The following is a 17,943-nucleotide window of genomic DNA, read 5'->3' as shown; positions in this document are numbered from 1 at the left end:
CGAATGAATTATTGTTGGGCCAGTACCTTTAGCCGAACAGTCACCTCATCTGAAAGGGTAAGGCTACCGGAACCAACGTTAAAATCCCTTCGGTTTAGGGTAAAAATTCCTTCAAAAAAGAAGCCATTTTTTTGGGGTTTGGCAGTAAAGGTCAAAGGAATTGTTTTGCTGACTCCTTTAATTGTTACCCTGGCTGTCATAGTATACGTTTCCGGTTTACCGGTAGATTTAACCTGGGTGCCCAAAATGGAAATAGTCGGGAATTTGTCTACAAAAAAATACTTTTCACCCCGGAGGTGGCGGTTTCGCATATTGATACCTGTTTCAATGGTAGCAGGGTCAACCGTAACATTCATAGTCGATTCGCTGAGTTTGGTGGGATCAAACCTGATTTCGCCTTTAAGCCCTTTAAAACTGCCATCTACCCCCGACCCAAAGTTATTTATGACAAAACTGACAGCACCGGGGGCATCAACAGGATGTAGTACCTGCTGCGCCACCAGGAAATACGGTACCAGTATCAAAAAAACAAACAGAGTCCTTACCATATGCACTAATTTAAGGAATAACTGAGTCCGATACCCAGAAGATTCGCTTTGTTCCTGAACCGGTCATTGGGTTCGGGTAGTTGCTGGATGCTGGTATTGGTTTTATACTCAACAAAATAAAACTGGTAAACAGCTCGAAGTCTCCATTTTTCGTTCAACCTGTATTGTACGAAGAATTCTGAGTTAAGAGAACCCTGGTCAAGGTCTCCTGTTAGCAGGAGGTTAAATGGTACGGGCTTTGCTTCCGTTGTCTCTTGACTTCCATCCGACGTAAATACTGCACCTGAAGTTCTCCCAACAGAAAAACCGACCAGGTCGATATTAATACCAGCCCGAAACCGTTTGCCGATCTGGTGTGCAACCTGAACGGCTGCATTCATTGAAAAAACAAGGGGACGCTGCACATTCAGGGTGTCCCAATTTTGTGTCTCCTGGGATGAGAATACAACAAGGAATGGTGCAGAACTACCACGTGCAATACTTGCCGGTGCCGTCCAGAAATCTTTTTTATTTCCAACGTAGGACGTTATTCTGGGTCCAATTCCTATGGAAAGTCGCTGTTTTTTACCCAGCTGCCATTGATGCCACCCAGCAATACTAAAGGTTGCCTGTGAACTTCCCGCAGCTATAGAAAGATCAACAGAAGGTCTGAGTCGGTTCTGAGCCTGAACCGTGCCTATCATAAAAACCAATAAAATGGTGAGAAGATGTTTCATACTTGAGGTTTAAAAATTGATATAATTAATTAAGAAAGCCTCGCGACTCCAAACAGAACGGAAAACTGCTGACACCAAATCAGCACATAGGGATATTCATTTGGATCAGGCATACCTGATATAGCATAAACCTGCTGACCTTTAGAAGATTTTAGATTTCCCAGATTCACAAACTTAGCGGCAGCCTGATTATTCGCCAGGTAAAGTTTCAAGTCGGGTCCGGGATCTGTTGAAAAATTCTCTAAAATCATATACCATTTCCCCTGTGACGACACTAATCTGGCTTTTCCACTGGTGGGATGTGCTGCACTAACAAAGTCGCCGCCATATAACTCAATGCTATTTGCCGGGATGATATCATTTAATGTATCAGAAGCAGTTTCTTTTTCCTTTGAACAGGAAATGAACAAAAAAGTATACAATACACAAAGCAGTGCTGATTTCATGACTTTTTTATTTTTAGTAGTAAAGAATAAAATTTCTCTCTTTCCAACCATAGTAAAACAAAACAACAACCAAATACCAGGCATGCATAAACGAAAAGCAGGACATCTCCGTTAAATGCAATTCCCAGGATTGTGAGATGGGAAAAAATGGCTCCTGCCATTGTACCTGCTCCCAGAAGGGCACCATAACGTGTATAGGCTGGCCAGAGTAAGAGTATCGAGGTTATCAGTTCCAATATACCGGTTAGAATACGCCCCCAGGGTTCGATTCCGAGTGTTGTAAACAATAAAACGGATTCAGGATCTGCAGTAAATTTGAAGAAAAGCGTTTGTAATAGTAGAAGGGCTGCAATAATTCGGCAGCTCCATTGTATCCAGTTTTTCATACCACAATGCATTTAAATTATTGAATGAGCTTTGCCCAGTTATTATCTCCCTGTCTTTTTAAAGCAGCTTCATTTTTATTCCAGCTGGTCAGGGTATTATTGAAATATTTATTGTAAAACAGGTAGAGTTTGCCATCAATTAGTTTAAAGGTTTCGGGGTCAACTTCCACTTTTTTTCCATAATCGCCCATTGCAAAGGCACACCAGCCACCATAAGCCGGTTCATAGCTTGCCGGCGATTTACGAAAGAGCTCGCGGTTAGCTGAACTTTCAAAATACCATAGAGCACCGCCATGCGACAAGGAAAAGGTTTGTTTGCCCCGGACGGCTTTTTTTTGCGTATGATAGGCGACTGCATCGTACCCTTGCAAGGCGATTCCTTTTTCCAGGTTCCAATGAATATTTTCAGACTGGGCACTCGCAAACTGGTTGAATATGAGAACCAGTATCATAACAATAATTGACTTCATAGCTTTAGTTTATACTAAAACTAGCAAGCTTAGGATCGATTCCATGTCAGCTAGCCGACAGATGCCAGCTTTTGCAGGGCATTAACATCCCTAAGAATAATAAGGCTGCGTGAAAATGTGAGTAGTCCGGCTGTTTCGAGTTCTGAGATGGTCATACTTACGGTTTGGCGGGAGGCCCCTATTAACTGGGCAATATCTTCATGTCGCAAAAAATTGGAGATGCTGGCTGTATTCCCCTGAAGATTTTCTTTTTCCAGTATCAGCAGAAAAAAACCGGCAAGCCTTGTTTTTACATCTTTATGGAGCAGACTGATCAATCTGCTTTCCACCCGTCTCATTTGTTGACCTACTAGTTTGCTATAGCGCAATGCAATACGAGGTTTGCGGTTCAGTAACTTTTCAAAGTCATCAATATTAAAAGCACATAAACTAACATCCCCCTTATAGGCCTGGGCAAACTCGCCGTTAAGATTGTGAGGTTCCAGGGTAATTTGTCCAAACACCTCACCTTTTCGTATGATTTCTTTTACAACCTCCCTACCATGTTCATCTATATACCCAATTCTTATAAAACCATCTTTCAAAAAATAAATTTTGTTGTGGAGATGAGATTCAAAATAGAGGTATTCGTTTCGTTTTGCTTCCTTAAAATGATGAATAAGATTTAACTCCTCATACTCCTCATCTGACAAATCAGACCAAAGGTTGTAATTACGTATTAGCAGCAGCTGATCCGTTGCACCCATTCATTGAACAGTTTACGGCAATTTACCTAAATTCTGCTCTACAGTTGCAGGGAGATTTCATTCAATTCCTCTAGATTTACATAAAATTGTGTTTACTATGCAGGTACCAACAATGGCAGAATTGATGGCAAGCGGCGAACAACCAGAAATCTTATTCTGGGTAGGCTGTGCAGGAAGTTTTGATCAGCGAGCTCAAAAAATCACTAAAGCTTTTGTTCACATATTAAACACGGTTGGTGTTCGTTTTGCCATATTAGGAAAGGAAGAAATGTGTACCGGTGACCCTGTCCGCAGAGCAGGAAATGAATTCATGTTTCAAATGATGGCTTACCAGAATATACAGATCCTGAATGGATATGCCATTAAGAAAATTGTAACCACCTGCCCTCATTGCTTTAACACACTTAAAAATGAATATCCCGAGCTGGGCGGAAACTATGAAGTCGTACACCATGCCACCTATCTACAGGAACTGATTGATACCGGAAAAGTGCGGGTAAAGGATGGTGGCGGTTATAAAGGAAAAAAAATCACTTTCCACGATAGTTGTTACCTGGGAAGAGCCAATAATATTTATGAAGCACCACGTAAAGTATTGGAAGCTCTGGATGCAGAACTGGTGGAGATGAAACGATGCCGAAGTAATGGACTTTGCTGTGGTGCCGGTGGTGCGCAGATGTTTAAGGAAGAAGAAAAAGGAACAACCCGGGTAAACTGGGAACGAACCGCAGAAGCCATAGAAACCGGTGCTGCGGTGGTAGCTTCAGCATGTCCCTTTTGCAATACCATGATGACAGATGGTATTAAAAATAAAGAGAAGGAAGACAGTGTGCAGGTTTTGGATATAGCCGAATTAATTGCATCGAGTTTATAAAAAAAGCCCCTTATCCCGAGAGATAAGGGGCTAAACCAACCGTCCTGCTAAGCTTTTATTTACCTACTTATTTTTTGGAGTCTGTATTTTCATCCATTTTTGCGGTTAGGCGATTGACAGCCTTTATTCCCGCAAATCTTACTTTTTGTTTGGCAATCTCACGGTTATCCGCACCTGCAAGATCTTTTTCAATTTCATTTTTACGATTATCAAGAGCTTCGTAAAGTACTTTTATCTCGTCCCAGTCTTCCCGTGTATAACGATCCTTATTTCTTTCTACTGTATTTACAAAGTTCACATATACTTCTTTTGCATTGGCGGCGGTTACCCAGGCAAATGACAAATCATTACCAACTTTACCTGCGCCAAAAAGCTCATCCCGCATGGCCTGCTTTGATTCTATGGCTTTTATATTCGACTCAAATTTGGTTCTGAGAGCAGCAAATTTTTGTTCTGCTTGGTCCATTTCTTCTTTCACTTCAGCGGATAATTCACGGCCCTCGGCTTTCATCTCAGCTTTTTTTGCGGCATAGGTAGCACTGATATCATCCCAGGTTTCCTTTGTATAGTTAGACACATTGGTAGAAACAGAATCTACATAATTTTCAATATCAGCAGCCAGTTGTTCATCTTTTGCACTGTTATTCTCGCAGGCAACCAGGGAAGAGGCTGCTATTCCAATAAGAATTAAATACTGTTTAGATTTCATAATGTTGTATTTAGGTTCACGTACACCTATTCAACGATTATGCCATGCCTGAATTTGATAATTGTTAAAGCCAATATGAAACGAAATGGGGAAAGGAATACCCATTTGGCTATCCTTTCCCCAATAGTAGTAGTTGTATTAGTACCAGGACCTTAACCTAACCTCAATGGCAGTATTGCCTTCCATTACCAGTCGGGCAAACTCTTTAACATCACTAAATCCTCCGGGCTGGCGGAAATGAAAAGGATACACAATAGCCGGTTGGAATGCCAAAGCGGCACTTGCAGCCTGGTGAATATCCATTGTATAGGGTTTGTTCATGCATAAAAAAGCTATATCTATTCTTTTCAGATTCCGCATTTCGGGAATATCTTCTGTATCACCGGAAATATAAATCCTCTTTCCCCCCAAGGTTAGTACATAGCCATTTCCGCGCCCCCTGGGATGCCTGGACCCTAAGGTATCTGGCAGATTATACATTGGTATAGCATGAACCCGGATGCCATTCCATTCCAGGGAATCACCATTCGCTAAATCCAGTATTTTCTGATCCTGTGGCAGAAATTTTACCAATCGTTCTTTTACCGCCTTGGGTACAACCAGCACAGTATTTGTCAGGTCCAATTTAACCAGTGTGCTGCTATCCAGGTGATCTCCGTGTATATCCGTAATCAACACAAGGTTGGCTTTACCCATTTCTTTGTAGCGCTCTGCCCCGCCATAAGGATCAACAGCGATATTCACATTGTTCCAGTTCATCCAGAAAGATCCATGGTAAACCGGATGGATTTCAAGTATTCCTTTACTGGTAGTAATGGCATCCGTTTGAGCGCGGCCGGATATGGCCAAAATCAGGAGCATCAAAAGCAGGCAGACTTGTTTCATAAATGCAAATAATTATCGATTTTTCTCCAATTACAACTCAACTGATGAACTGTTCATTATTTTGTTATCCTTATGAAGGTAAAAGAAAAACTAGTTCCATTTTTTACAACCACCTGCTGTTTGGCGTTGCTGAGTGTATCGGCCTGGGCTCAAACAAGCTTTTATATAGCTCCAACAGGAAATGACGGCAATAGAGGTACAAAGGAACAACCGTTGAAAAATCTAACCGCTGCCATTTCCCGGATTGCTTCAGCGCCCTCCGGTTCTGTTTACCTGATTGTAAGGGAAGGAACCTATTTCCTGCCAAAAACAATACGGATCACTCCTGCTGTTTTAAAAGAACATAACGTAAAAATTATGGCAGCGGAAAATGAAAAAGTAGTACTCAGTGGAGCAACTCCTCTTTCCTGCAACTGGATTCCGGATAGCCATGGAAGATGGAAAACCTTCATAGGGAAATCCAAAAAAGTTGACCAGCTATTTTGCGAAGGCAGCTCACTTCCCATGGCAAGGTTTCCGAACCTGGACTCCAACGCCCGCTTTTTTAAAGGAACCTCTTCGGTTGCATTGCAACCTGAGCGGATCAAAACATGGACAAATCCCGCAGGGGGATACATACATGCCCTTCACCAGGCTGAGTGGGGAGACCTTCATTTCAGGATTCTTGGTAAAACAGGTACAGACAGTCTGAAAATGGAGGGAGGTTGGCAAAACAATCGCCCATCCCCCATGCACAAGCAACACCGGTTTGTAGAAAACATTTGGGAAGAACTCGATGCCCCTGGCGAATGGTACTACCATTCAAAATCTGGCTTTCTATATCTCATTCCACCAGTTGGCATAAACCTCTCAACCACCCGTTTTTCAATTTCCCGTCTGGATGAGTTGTTTCATATTGAAGGGACAGCAGAAAAGCCTGTAAAAAATCTGACTATAACCGGCCTAACCCTTACAGGAACCAACCGTACGTTTATGCATGACCGTGAACCACTGCTGAGAAGCGATTGGACAATCAATCGAAGTGCTGCTGTTTATTTGGAAGGCACGGAAGATATCCGGATTGAACACAATGAGTTCACTGAATTGGGAGGACATGCAATTTTTTTCAGCAGATACAATCGCAGAGGTCAGATAATGTCAAATCATATCCACTCTATCGGTGGAAATGGAATTGCATTTGTCGGAGATCCCGGTGCTGTTCGTTCACCACTTTTCAGATATGAACAAACTCAAACGCTGGAGGAAATGGATCTTACTCCGGGGCCAAAGTCGGTGCATTACCCGGCCGAATGCAAGGTTGAAGACAACCTTATTCATGATATCGGAACCATCGAGAAACAGGTGGCAGGAGTTCAGATCAGTATGGCAATGGATATATGGGTGCAATCAAATACTATCTACAACGTACCAAGGGCAGGTATTAATATTGGAGATGGTTGCTGGGGCGGACATATAATCAATCAAAATGATGTATTCAATACCGTGCTGGAAACGGGAGATCATGGAGCTTTCAACTCATGGGGAAGAGACCGCTACTGGCTACCTTCCATTGAAGCTGTTGACAGCCTGGTTCAAAAACATCCGCTGCTTCCCTATCTTGATGTAATTAAACCTATAACCATCAGCAATAATCGCTTTCATTGTGCTCATGGATGGGATATAGACCTGGATGATGGTAGCAGTCGCTACAGGATCTTTAATAATATTTGCCTCAATGGAGGTCTGAAATTGCGCGAAGGATTTGATCGCATCGTGAGCAATAACTTTATGATCAACAATAGTTTTCATCCTCATGTCTGGTATGCCAACAGCAAGGATGTATTTACACGAAATATCGTAACCACCGCCTACGCACCTATCCGTGTTCGCAACTGGGGATTGAGAGTTGATTCCAATTTTTTCATCCATCCCCAGGGTTTAGAGGAAGCCCGCAAGCTGCATACAGACGCCCACAGTATCAGCGGTGATCCATTATTCAATAAACCTCAGGAAGGAAATTACGGACTACAGCAGAATTCACCTGTTTTCTCTTTGGGTATTCAGTCAATTGATCAGCATCAATTCGGTGTTCGCTCTGCAGAACTGAAAAGGGTGGCACTTCAGCCACCTGTACTGCCTGTTTTGTTTCTACAGCAGAATACCTCAACTGGTACCATGAACTGGCTTGGAGCCAGTGTTAAAAACATTGAGACCCTTGGAGAACAATCCGCCTCTGGAGCCACTGACCGAAATGGAGTTTTACTGGTGGAAGTTCCCGCCGGATCCCAGGCAGGCAGCAATCAACTGGAAGCCGGAGACATTATCCTGGCCATTAACGGACAAGCTGTTAATAATCTGAAAGATCTCTTTACAGCCATGCAGCAAAACAGCTGGCAGGGACAACTTGATTTGAAATTGTTGCACCATCAGCAGATCCATCAAAGGAGGATTCAGCTCAAATAATTCTTCGTATTTCTACTATAAATAAAACACTTAATTCCATTTAAAGAAAATATGTAGCCTGCCGTCGAATAAGTTTAGACAACAGAAGGAATAAGTGCAATTTTGTATTGCAATTACAAAATTCTACTTAGAAAACCGTACCCGCTGTGAAAAAACTTGTACTTATTTGCTGGATTCTCCTGCTGCAACTGGCAGTCTTTAGCCAGGCCAGGGTAACCAGGATAATAACAGATTATAACGGTTATTTTTCATCGCAGTCAAACAATATCAACTCCATCTTACCGGATAACAGTCATAATCTGCTTGGCTTTACTTATAACGGTACTACTTACTCAACTGGTGTGGATGATTCGAAACTAACTTCTAACGGTGTAAGTTTTGTACCTCAAACATTTCGTGCTATACCGCTTAACAATGTTCCTGTCAGCGGGGGCGGTAGCTATTTCGTAGGACTGGGACAATTATACGATGGTATTAATAACGGTGTAAATAACAGTTCCAGCCAACCGTTTCAGGGTAGTCCGGTGAGTGCCAGCACACTGGCCTCATTTCTCACAGATGGTATCAATGGGCTGAATATAGGTACAGGACTTGCCAATATTCCGGCAGGATCAGTTTTGCAATTCAATTTGGGTGCCAGCGGTATATCTGCAAGTGCAATAGGTGATGGTATTCCAGATATATTATTTGTTCAGATTGCTGATCCTAGCTCAATTGGCGACCGGTTGAAATTCGTTAATAGCAGTGGCGCTACAGTTGGAACCGAGTTTACCTTTAACCTGACAAGTAATACATTATTCCCAAGACTTGCTAACTGGCGGGCAGATTTTTACAATGTAAATAGTACACAAAATAGCACCAGCTTTATCAATACAATCCGGCCAATTGTGATGCTGGCACTGGATCTTTCACAACTCGGTATTACTGCCACTAACTATACGCAGGTAACTCAGCTGGTATATACAACATCCGGGCAATCAGATCCTGCATTTGTTGCATTTAATGAGCCTTCTGTAAACTTGCCAACGCGACTGGGTATCTCTGCACAACCAACCATTTATCAAACAAACCAGGTACTGAATCCAGCATTCCAGGTGCGACTACTGAACAGTTTTAATCAACCGGTTCTTCAACCTAATGTGGCCATAACTGTTACCGTTGAATCAGGCAACGGACAAGTTGCAGGAACCCTTACTCAAGTTACGGATGCAAATGGTATTGCCTTCTTCCATGACCTCTCACTAAATGGAAACAATACGCATACCCTGCGTTTCAGTTCCTCCAGTTTGAGTCCGGCTATTTCAGACCCACTTATTTACAGCACGCTTTTGCCATTAAACTGGCAAAGTTTTAGTGGCCAGGATAAGGGGGACTTTATTCAGTTGAACTGGAGCACCAGCCAGGAACAACAAACCTTCGATTTTGTTATTGAAAGAAGTACCAATTCACAACAATGGCAGGCCATTGGACAGTTGCCTGCAGCGGGTTCTGCGCAGGTAGTAAGACAATATACCTGGAACGATCAACAACCCTTGAAGGGCACTAATTTTTACCGGATTGTTCAACGTGATCTGAACGGTCGCCAAACAACCAGTAAAACAATTAAGGTGCAGTATCATCGGGAGGCAGCCATTCTGGTTAGAGTACTGTCTAATCCGGTTATTGGAGGTCAGCTTCAGTTGGAATTAAGCATGCCGACCACTATTCAACTCATTACCAGCGGGGGGGCGCTGATATTGACAAAACCCTTACCAGCAGGCCGATCCAGCATTTCACTTGATCATCAGGCAGCTGGAATATATTATCTGAAAGCTGGCAAAAAAATAGTTCCCCTGGTTCTGCAATAAGACACCCTTATTTGGGTTTAGAATTTGTACATTTACCTTGTCCAATTCCTAAACCCTTTCATCGAAGGATATGTCAAGTATTGTAAACAATCCAATTTCTACTGAACTAACTCAATTGCATCATGTAGAAACGCTGATTAAAGCAGGCACCTGGGTCTTTGATCTGCAAGAGAATTCGATATATTGGTCCGACGGTGTTTTTAAGATGCTGGGCTATGAGCCCCAATCCTTCTCTGTTGATTTTGAAGTAGGAACGGCTACCATCCATCCCGATGACCGCAAACGGGCTGTACAGCACATGCAGGATGTACTTCAGAAAAATCTGGAATACAACATAACCAAAAGACTGATTAACAGCAGCGGCCAGGCGATACTGGTGCAATCCAAAGCATCTATCATCAGAGATGATATGGGAAAGCCGATCAAGTTAATAGGTGTTTTTCATGACATAACTGAGTTTGTTGAAATAAGGCAGCAACTGGAAGAAGCCCGCCATACCAGTCATCTTTTGCTTGAAAATGCGGATGGAATTTTTTGGGAAGCGGACGCAACAGATTTTCGTTTTACCTATATATCTCCCCAGGTTGAAGAAATAACCGGATATTCTCCCGAAGAGTGGCTGGCGGATCCGAATTTCTGGAGTAACCACATTCATCCGGAAGACCGGGAAACAGCCATTCGATTTTGCCACAGTGAAACTGCCGCTCTTAACAATCATATTTTCGATTACCGTTTTCGAACCCGTTCTGGCTCCTACGTATGGTTTCATGACCGGGTAAAGGTTATGTCCAAAGATGGCAAACCAGTCAAACTCACCGGCCTTATGCTGGATGTTTCTTCCAGTTACTTTTACAGTGATCTGGATAAAATTGAAAAAAAATTACTGGAAGCTGCCATTCAGCAGGATACCCGGCTAATTAATATAATTGAAGCTTACCTCCTGGATCTGGAAAAACTATTTCCAGATATGAAGGCATCGGTTATGAAAATTCAGAATGGCGCTATGTATATACTGGCAGCCCCTTCACTTCCACCGGCCTATTGTAAAGCTATTAATGGGATAAAAATCGGAATCAACCAGGGTTCCTGTGGTACTGCTGCCTATCTAAAAGAAAAAGTTATCGCAGGAAATGTATTTGATGATGAGCATTGGGCTGACCACATTTCATTACCTGAAAAATTTGAATTTGCTGCGTGCTGGTCGCATCCTTTATTAAATGACCAGGGGGAAGTTGTTGCAACACTCGCCCTATATTTCTCAACTCCCCGGTGGCCAAACGCATTTGAAGAGTTTGCCATTGAAAGATCGCAGCGCTTATTATCGCTGGTGATTACCAAATTTGACAACCTTGAAAATCTTAAAATAAGCAATGATCGCTTTGAACTAATCAACCGCGGTACAAAAGATGCCATTTATGATTGGGATATAGAAAAGGATCACCTGGTATTCGGAGAAGGATATGGTCGTTTATTTGGATATACAGAACAGGTTAACAAGCCAATTGAACTGGACAGATGGATGGAAAGGATACATCCGGATGAAGTTCAACAGGTATCCGAGAGCCTGGCCTTGTTTTTGGCTGATCCGCAAATGGAGAGGTGGGAATACAGTTACCGTTTTCGAAGAAAAGAAGGGATGTATGCCAGTGTGGAAGAGATAGGCCATATCATAAGGGAAGCGAATGGTAACCCTGTGAGAATGGTTGGACTTATGCGCGACATTACCGAAACCAAAGAACTGCAGAAGTTGCTGGACAATGCGTCCAAACTGGCTCTTGTCGGGGGCTGGGAACTGAACTTCAGCCATATTGACAAGCCTGAATTTACCTGCTCTGAGATAGCCCGGCAAATTCTGGAAACCGGCCCCCTGCTTTCCCCTGGCTGGCATGACTTCCTGAATTTGGCAGCAGGTCCATCAAAGGAACAACTCAGGCAGGCTGTGGAAAAATTAATGCAGGATGCCCTTGAATTTGATCTTGAACTTCCTGTAACGACCTATACAGGCAATATAAAATGGGTCCGGATTATTGGGCAAGCTGAATGGATTGACAACCAATGTAACAAGGTATATGGAAGTATCCAGGACATTCACTATAAAAAGACAAATGAACTGGAACTATCAAGAAAGAACCGGTTACTTGACACACTTTCTATAATAATCAGTGGGTTTCTGCAGGTGGAAGACTGGACAACCATCCTTCCGGGAATCTTTGAAATAACCGGACAAACAGCAGAGGTTGACAGGGTGTATTATTTTGAACTACACCAGGATACACAAACGGGTACCTTACTTTCAAGTCAGCGCTATGAATGGACAAAGGATGATATTTCAAAAGAAATTGACAACCCATATCTTCAACAGGTGCCCGTCCGGAATTATCCAGGATTTTTTGATCCATTATTGAACGGATCTCCGGTACAACTGGTTACTGCAAATGTGAAGGATGAAGACCTTCATTGGATTCTGGAAAATCAGCAGATCAAATCCTGCCTGGCTTTGCCTGTAATGGTAGAGAATCAATGCGTCGGTCTTATAGGTTTCGATGCCTGCCGGGAAGAACGTTTCTGGGAAGAGTCTGAAATCAGTTTTCTTACGAACGTTACTGTAAATCTGGCAGCAGCCATTCAGCGTAAAAACAATCAGTTACAACTGGAACATGCACTGTTTGAAAGGAATACGATTTTAGAAAGTATTGGTGACGGATTTTGTGCCATCAATCAGGAAGGGAAGATAACCTATTGGAATAAACAGGCGGAGTCTATTTTCAATCTTCCAAGACAGCAGGTTGAAAAAAGAGCCGCAGCAAATGTACTGGTGGAAGCATTACAGTTACAGGAGTCGGATATTCTGCTTAACAGTTTTTACAGCCGGGAAAAAAAGTCTATAGAAATTCATAAAGGGTCAACTAACCAGTGGTTTGATATTGAAATTTACCCTGCAGGTAATGGTAATTCAGTTTTTATACGTGACATTACCAATCGTAAAATTGCGGAAGCCCAAATCCAGCAATCCAATGAACGATTTGAAATAATTACGCGGGCAACCAATGATGCCATCTGGGATTATGATGTAGAAAAAGATAAATTATTCTGGGGACAGGGATTTTATTCTCTATTTGGATACAACCCTCAGGAAATCAGACCAAATTTTCCCCTTTTGATAAGCCTGATTCATCCGGAAGACAGGGAACAGGTCGTTACAAAAATTCAGGGATATATGAGTGGAAGTATTGCTTCCGAAACCTGGGATGAAGAATACCGTTTTTTAAAATCAACCGGAGAATATGCATTCGTATCTGATAAAGCCATCTTTATCAGAAATGAAAAAGGCCATGTGATTCGTGCCCTGGGTGCCATGTCTGATATATCACATCGTAAAGAGTATGAAAGCTCTTTGGAAAATCTGAACCAGGAGTTAGAGAAAAAAGTAAAGGAACTGGCTATCTCCAACCAGGAACTTGAACAGTTTGCCTATGTTGCGTCGCATGATCTGCAGGAACCTCTTCGTATGGTAACCGGATTTCTTACGCAATTGGAGAAAAAATATCATGGATACCTTGATGAGAAAGCGCATCAGTATATTTATTACGCAACCGATGGTGCAAAGCGTATGCGGCAAATCATCCTTGATCTGCTTGATTTTTCAAGAATAGGAAAGCTGAATGAAAAATGCACTGCCCTAAACCTGAACCGGCTGGTGGAAGAAACCATCACCTTAAACAGGAATTTACTGGAAGAGAAAAAAGCACAGGTGGAATTGAACGACCTGCCGGTCATATCAAGTTACCACTCTCCGCTCCGTCAGGTTTTTCAAAATCTTATCACGAATGCTGTAAAATACAGCAAACCAGATGTGCCACCAACCATTCGTATTCGGGCAACTGATGAAGAAACCGAATGGAAAATTGCCATTGAAGACAATGGTATTGGTATTGCTAAGGAGTATCACGAGCGGATCTTTATCATTTTTCAGCGCCTGCACAAACGGGAAGATTATGGAGGAACTGGAATTGGTTTGGCTGTAGTAAAAAAAATAGTTGAGAACCTGGGGGGAGCCATATGGGTAGAATCAACACCAGGGGAAGGCAGTACGTTTTATTTTACATTGCCTAAAAACCCGCCATTCCAAGCCTGAGATAAAATGGAATCAACTGTACTGTTCAAAATTGAAAAAGGCTGCATACAATACCAGAATAAACGACTGTTCCAGGAATTGGATTTTACGATACGTCAAGGCGAAACCTGGGCGCTAACTGGTGATAGCGGATCAGGAAAAACGAGTTTACTGAAAGCAATTGCAGGCCATTTACCCATTACCGGGGGAAAATGGGAGGCCCCATTTTTTGAGTCATTTAAAATGACCAGAAATATTCCTGAAGACCCTTTGTTTTCCTGGCGAAACCTGGTAGCCTTCATTGATGCCAGGCATCGGTTTACCAACCTTTCCCATACCCCTACTTTTTATTACCAACAACGATACAACTCCTGTGATGCTGAAGATGCGCCCACCGTATCAGAGATGCTAAACCAGGAAGCCAGTCATCCGGACTGGTTTGGGTGGACGGTTGAAAATGTTATAGCCGTTTGCAGGCTTGAAAAACTACTCGACAAACAGGTAATACTGTTGTCAAATGGCGAAACCAGAAGATTGTTAATCGGTCTGGCACTATTAAAAAATCCTGTCTTTTTATTGATGGATAACCCGACTGCCGGACTTGACAGGCTCACACGAATGGAATTTGAACAATTGCTTGCCCAAATTATTGCATCCGGAATTCATGTAGTATTGAGTTTATCACACCATGAATTACCCGCTTCAATAACACATATCGCACAATTAAAAAATGGACGAATCCAGGCCATTTCCACTTGGGAACAATACCAGGAGGTGATGGAAAAAAAACAAACGGCAGGCAGTCATCAGCTGCTACTAGATGACTGGTTAAGATTAGGTCATTTTGCTGAATTTGATGAAATCGTTGAGATTCAAAACGGATGTGTTCAGTACGGAAACCGGATCATACTGGATAACATTAACTGGAAGATCGCCAAAGGCGAGCGTTGGTCAATCAGAGGTCATAATGGAGCCGGAAAGTCAACCCTGATCAGCTTGATAACAGGAGATAACCCCCAGGCATATGCGAACAACATAAAATTGTTTGGAAGAAAGAGAGGATCTGGAGAATCCATCTGGGAAATCAAAAAAAAGATTGGCTTTGTTTCACCTGAACTGTTCCAATACTTCCCACAAGAAACAACAGTTGCTCAGGCGATTGAATCTGGATTCTACGATACTATCGGATTATACCGGGCTCCTGTAGTGGAAAATGAACCCTTACTGCTTGCGGTTATGAATGCACTGGGTATTGGGGATTATGCGAAGTACAGATTGCAAGAGGTAGCAACCAGTGTACAGCGACTTACATTAATAGCAAGGGCCCTGGTTAAGTATCCGCCCCTCCTTATCCTCGACGAACCCTGCCAGGGACTTGACCCTAACCAAACCGAACGCATTAAATGCCTGGTTGATGAACTATGCCGTCAAACGCATATCAGTCTGATCTATGTGAGTCACTATGCAGATGAAATTCCCGCATCCGTAAACAGGGAGCTGGTACTTGAGAAAGGTAAATTGGTTACCTTTCAGAATTCCTAAATAAACCATGCAACCATGGCGGCCTTATCTCTTAAAAGGATTCATTCCATAGATCAATTGAGGGGACTGGTAATGATTATTATGGCATTGGATCATACGAGAGATCTGTTTCATGTTGGTGCACTCACGGAAGATCCACTCAACCTGGAAACAACAACCCCTCTCCTGTTTTTTACCCGATGGATTACACATCTTTGCGCACCAACATTTGTTTTTCTTTCCGGTCTTTCCATTTTTCTTCAAAAGGATAAAATACAGAACGCTGCTGCACTTCAAAGCAAACTGCTGAAACGCGGTTGCTGGCTGGTATTGCTGGAGCTTACGATAGTTAATTTCGGTATCTGGTTTAATATACATTTCAACTCAATATTGTTCCAGGTTATCGGAGCTATTGGAACCGGTTTTATTGCGATGGCTTTTCTTCAGCACATTGCACCCCGATTTCTCTTATTGGCAGGACTGGTCCTGATCATGATTAATCAATATATAAATATCCCGGGACTATCCTCTCAGCTTTTTCAGCCCCTTGATTCGGATCATTCCCTACTAGTTGCTTATCCTCCTTTGCCATGGCTGGCCATCATGCTGATTGGATTTGGGATGGGCCCTTATTTTAAACCCGGTACCAAAAACACCGCTTGGTATGCGAGTCTTGGATTAACCCTGCTTACAGGTGGGATCCTACTGCGCGCTTTTTCCGGATTTGGTGATCCGAATGGCTGGACAATTCAGAAGAACACCATTCTGACCGGATTATCCTTTATTCGCGTGGAAAAATATCCCCCATCTCTTTTATTTACCGTGTTTATGCTTGGGATAGCCTTTCTTCTTTTTGCAATCCTAAAAAAACAAATATTGCCAGAATCAATAAACAACCTGCTGGAAGTATATGGTTCAGTGCCATTGTTTTATTATATCATTCATTGGTATCTCATTCATGGAGCATTAATTCTTATTTTATTGCTTGATGGATATTCTCTGAATCAATTAAATTTCGGAGCCTTTGGATTTGGTCGCCCGGTACAGCAACCCAACGGTTATTCACTCGGAGTCGTCTACCTCGTATGGATATGCGCAGTGGCTCTGCTCTACCCAGCCTGCGTACGTTACCGAAAGTTTAAGCAGAACAACCCAAAAAGCTTCCTGGCAAGGTACCTGTAGGCCATAAAAATGTATTAAATATCCATTAACATCATTTTCAATGTTTAAACATTATATTTGCATAAATCAATCTATCATGGAAAAAGCAATTGAAAAAATTATATCCAGACCAGTACAACCGGGAATGGTGGGTGACGGTTTCCGTGTTTATCATTATTTCCCCGGTGGACCTATATCCCAAAGGAGGATCAGCCCTTTTTTGATGCTTGATTTTGCGGCGGAATTTGAATTCCCCCCATCCCAACAACTCCGTGGTGTGGATGTGCACCCGCACAAAGGTTTTGAAACAGTAACGATTGCTTACCAGGGTGCGGTAGAACACCACGATAGTGCAGGAAATCATGGTATCATTTATCCGGGTGAAGTGCAGTGGATGACAGCCGGATCGGGTATTCTGCATAAGGAATACCATGAACGGGAATTTAGCAGCAAGGGGGGCAAGTTTGAAATGATTCAGTTATGGGTGAACCTTCCAGCCCGTTTTAAAGGTGAAGCACCGCACTACCAGGCACTTACAAATGATATTATCCGGGAGGTTGCTTTACCTGAAGACCAGGGGGTTGTCAGGATTATTGCAGGTAACTACAATGGCATTAATGGTCCGGCAAACACCTACACTCCAATAAATTTGTGGGATGTCCGAATAAAAAAGGGGACCGATTTGCAGGTATCCATAGAGGAAATTCATACAACCGCCATTCTTATTCTTCATGGCCAGGTAGCGATAAACGGTACGACTGTACCAGAACATCATATGGCATTATTTGGTCAGGAGGGAACTGAAATAAATATCCATGCTTCTAAAGATGCAGTGCTCCTTGTTATGAGTGGCGAACCAATTGATGAACCAATTGCCAGTTATGGTCCGTTTGTAATGAATACCCAGGCTGAATTAATGAAAGCAATGGAAGAGTTCAGGGCTGGAAAATTTGGAACACTAGACTAAACATGCAGAACCTTTTTACCCTTTTGCAGAAAGTAAATAGGCCTTTGCCGATTCAATTCGAACTGTAGAAACAGCAGGCCTAATTTTACAGCAGATACCATTAACCATTCA

General features: G+C 42.5%; 15 protein-coding genes. 7 read left to right on the top strand and 8 right to left on the bottom strand.

The annotated features are described in order from the left end of the window. Nucleotides 1-8: 8 nt before the first annotated feature. The 6 genes from MD536_RS02280 to MD536_RS02255 are packed head-to-tail and all read right to left on the bottom strand — an operon-like array spanning nucleotide 9 to nucleotide 3,312. Nucleotides 9-548 (bottom strand): YceI family protein, encoded by a 540-nt coding sequence (locus MD536_RS02280; RefSeq protein WP_239595328.1) that lies wholly within the window; start codon nucleotides 546-548, stop codon nucleotides 9-11. A 5-nt stretch (nucleotides 549-553) separates the two neighbouring features. Then, complete coding sequence (locus MD536_RS02275) at nucleotides 554-1,264, bottom strand: hypothetical protein (RefSeq protein WP_239595327.1); 711 nt, start codon at nucleotides 1,262-1,264, stop codon at nucleotides 554-556. A 29-nt stretch (nucleotides 1,265-1,293) separates the two neighbouring features. Then, on the bottom strand, nucleotides 1,294-1,710 hold the full coding sequence (locus MD536_RS02270; RefSeq protein WP_239595322.1) for a DM13 domain-containing protein: 417 nt from the start codon (nucleotides 1,708-1,710) through the stop codon (nucleotides 1,294-1,296). Further along, nucleotides 1,707-2,096 (bottom strand): DoxX family membrane protein, encoded by a 390-nt coding sequence (locus tag MD536_RS02265; RefSeq protein ID WP_239595319.1) that lies wholly within the window; start codon nucleotides 2,094-2,096, stop codon nucleotides 1,707-1,709. The genes MD536_RS02270 and MD536_RS02265 overlap by 4 nt, the downstream gene beginning before the upstream one ends. 17 nt (nucleotides 2,097-2,113) lie before the next feature. Then, nucleotides 2,114-2,566 carry a YHS domain-containing (seleno)protein gene (locus MD536_RS02260; RefSeq protein WP_239595316.1) on the bottom strand — a complete coding sequence of 151 codons (453 nt, stop codon included), beginning with the start codon at nucleotides 2,564-2,566 and terminating at the stop codon, nucleotides 2,114-2,116. Nucleotides 2,567-2,616: 50 nt separating this feature from the next. Further along, a complete protein-coding gene (locus MD536_RS02255; protein ID WP_239595313.1) occupies nucleotides 2,617-3,312 on the bottom strand; it encodes a Crp/Fnr family transcriptional regulator in 696 nt (231 codons plus the stop codon). A 97-nt stretch (nucleotides 3,313-3,409) separates the two neighbouring features. Here MD536_RS02255 and MD536_RS02250 point away from each other — a divergent pair, with 97 nt between their 5' ends. Beyond that, nucleotides 3,410-4,186: a (Fe-S)-binding protein gene (locus MD536_RS02250; protein ID WP_239595310.1), complete on the top strand. Its 777-nt coding sequence runs from the start codon at nucleotides 3,410-3,412 to the stop codon at nucleotides 4,184-4,186. Nucleotides 4,187-4,253: 67 nt separating this feature from the next. Here the strand turns inward: MD536_RS02250 and MD536_RS02245 are convergent, their stop codons facing one another. Both MD536_RS02245 and MD536_RS02240 read right to left on the bottom strand, forming a co-directional pair. Then, the gene (locus MD536_RS02245) at nucleotides 4,254-4,895 is read right to left on the bottom strand and encodes a DUF6565 domain-containing protein (protein ID WP_239595305.1); all 642 of its coding nucleotides are present in this window, start codon (nucleotides 4,893-4,895) and stop codon (nucleotides 4,254-4,256) included. A gap of 138 nt (nucleotides 4,896-5,033) precedes the next feature. After that, nucleotides 5,034-5,780, bottom strand: a complete 747-nt coding sequence (locus MD536_RS02240; protein ID WP_239595302.1) for an MBL fold metallo-hydrolase — start codon at nucleotides 5,778-5,780, stop codon at nucleotides 5,034-5,036. 72 nt (nucleotides 5,781-5,852) lie between these two features. Between MD536_RS02240 and MD536_RS02235 the strand changes: the two genes are divergently transcribed. The 6 genes from MD536_RS02235 to MD536_RS02210 all read left to right on the top strand — a co-directional run bounded on the left by MD536_RS02235 (nucleotide 5,853) and on the right by MD536_RS02210 (nucleotide 17,832). Further along, nucleotides 5,853-8,222: a PDZ domain-containing protein gene (locus MD536_RS02235; protein ID WP_239595299.1), complete on the top strand. Its 2,370-nt coding sequence runs from the start codon at nucleotides 5,853-5,855 to the stop codon at nucleotides 8,220-8,222. A gap of 146 nt (nucleotides 8,223-8,368) precedes the next feature. After that, nucleotides 8,369-10,069, top strand: a complete 1,701-nt coding sequence (locus tag MD536_RS02230; RefSeq protein WP_239595298.1) for a hypothetical protein — start codon at nucleotides 8,369-8,371, stop codon at nucleotides 10,067-10,069. 70 nt (nucleotides 10,070-10,139) lie between these two features. Further along, on the top strand, nucleotides 10,140-14,204 hold the full coding sequence (locus tag MD536_RS02225) for a PAS domain-containing protein (RefSeq protein ID WP_239595295.1): 4,065 nt from the start codon (nucleotides 10,140-10,142) through the stop codon (nucleotides 14,202-14,204). Nucleotides 14,205-14,210: 6 nt separating this feature from the next. Continuing rightward, on the top strand, nucleotides 14,211-15,725 hold the full coding sequence (locus tag MD536_RS02220; protein ID WP_239595292.1) for an ATP-binding cassette domain-containing protein: 1,515 nt from the start codon (nucleotides 14,211-14,213) through the stop codon (nucleotides 15,723-15,725). Nucleotides 15,726-15,740: 15 nt separating this feature from the next. Continuing rightward, complete coding sequence (locus MD536_RS02215; protein WP_239595290.1) at nucleotides 15,741-16,886, top strand: acetyltransferase domain-containing protein; 1,146 nt, start codon at nucleotides 15,741-15,743, stop codon at nucleotides 16,884-16,886. 76 nt (nucleotides 16,887-16,962) lie between these two features. After that, nucleotides 16,963-17,832, top strand: a complete 870-nt coding sequence (locus MD536_RS02210; RefSeq protein ID WP_239595288.1) for a pirin family protein — start codon at nucleotides 16,963-16,965, stop codon at nucleotides 17,830-17,832. The last annotated feature ends 111 nt before the right edge of the window (nucleotides 17,833-17,943 follow it).

Source organism: Flavihumibacter cheonanensis (assembly GCF_022352215.1).
Classification (GTDB): domain Bacteria; phylum Bacteroidota; class Bacteroidia; order Chitinophagales; family Chitinophagaceae; genus Flavihumibacter; species Flavihumibacter cheonanensis.
Note: the sequence above shows the minus strand (reverse complement) of the source record. Positions and strands in the feature narration are given on the sequence as shown.

Bases quoted from the DNA above. Each gene is read 5' to 3' on its own strand.
- MD536_RS02280 (WP_239595328.1), bottom strand. From the start codon at position 548: ATGGTAAGGACTCTGTTTGTTTTTTTGATACTGGTACCGTATTTCCTG.
- MD536_RS02275 (WP_239595327.1), bottom strand. From the start codon at position 1,264: ATGAAACATCTTCTCACCATTTTATTGGTTTTTATGATAGGCACGGTT.
- MD536_RS02270 (WP_239595322.1), bottom strand. From the start codon at position 1,710: ATGAAATCAGCACTGCTTTGTGTATTGTATACTTTTTTGTTCATTTCC.
- MD536_RS02265 (WP_239595319.1), bottom strand. From the start codon at position 2,096: ATGAAAAACTGGATACAATGGAGCTGCCGAATTATTGCAGCCCTTCTA.
- MD536_RS02260 (WP_239595316.1), bottom strand. From the start codon at position 2,566: ATGAAGTCAATTATTGTTATGATACTGGTTCTCATATTCAACCAGTTT.
- MD536_RS02255 (WP_239595313.1), bottom strand. From the start codon at position 3,312: ATGGGTGCAACGGATCAGCTGCTGCTAATACGTAATTACAACCTTTGG.
- MD536_RS02250 (WP_239595310.1), top strand. From the start codon at position 3,410: ATGCAGGTACCAACAATGGCAGAATTGATGGCAAGCGGCGAACAACCA.
- MD536_RS02245 (WP_239595305.1), bottom strand. From the start codon at position 4,895: ATGAAATCTAAACAGTATTTAATTCTTATTGGAATAGCAGCCTCTTCC.
- MD536_RS02240 (WP_239595302.1), bottom strand. From the start codon at position 5,780: ATGAAACAAGTCTGCCTGCTTTTGATGCTCCTGATTTTGGCCATATCC.
- MD536_RS02235 (WP_239595299.1), top strand. From the start codon at position 5,853: ATGAAGGTAAAAGAAAAACTAGTTCCATTTTTTACAACCACCTGCTGT.
- MD536_RS02225 (WP_239595295.1), top strand. From the start codon at position 10,140: ATGTCAAGTATTGTAAACAATCCAATTTCTACTGAACTAACTCAATTG.
- MD536_RS02220 (WP_239595292.1), top strand. From the start codon at position 14,211: ATGGAATCAACTGTACTGTTCAAAATTGAAAAAGGCTGCATACAATAC.
- MD536_RS02215 (WP_239595290.1), top strand. From the start codon at position 15,741: ATGGCGGCCTTATCTCTTAAAAGGATTCATTCCATAGATCAATTGAGG.
- MD536_RS02210 (WP_239595288.1), top strand. From the start codon at position 16,963: ATGGAAAAAGCAATTGAAAAAATTATATCCAGACCAGTACAACCGGGA.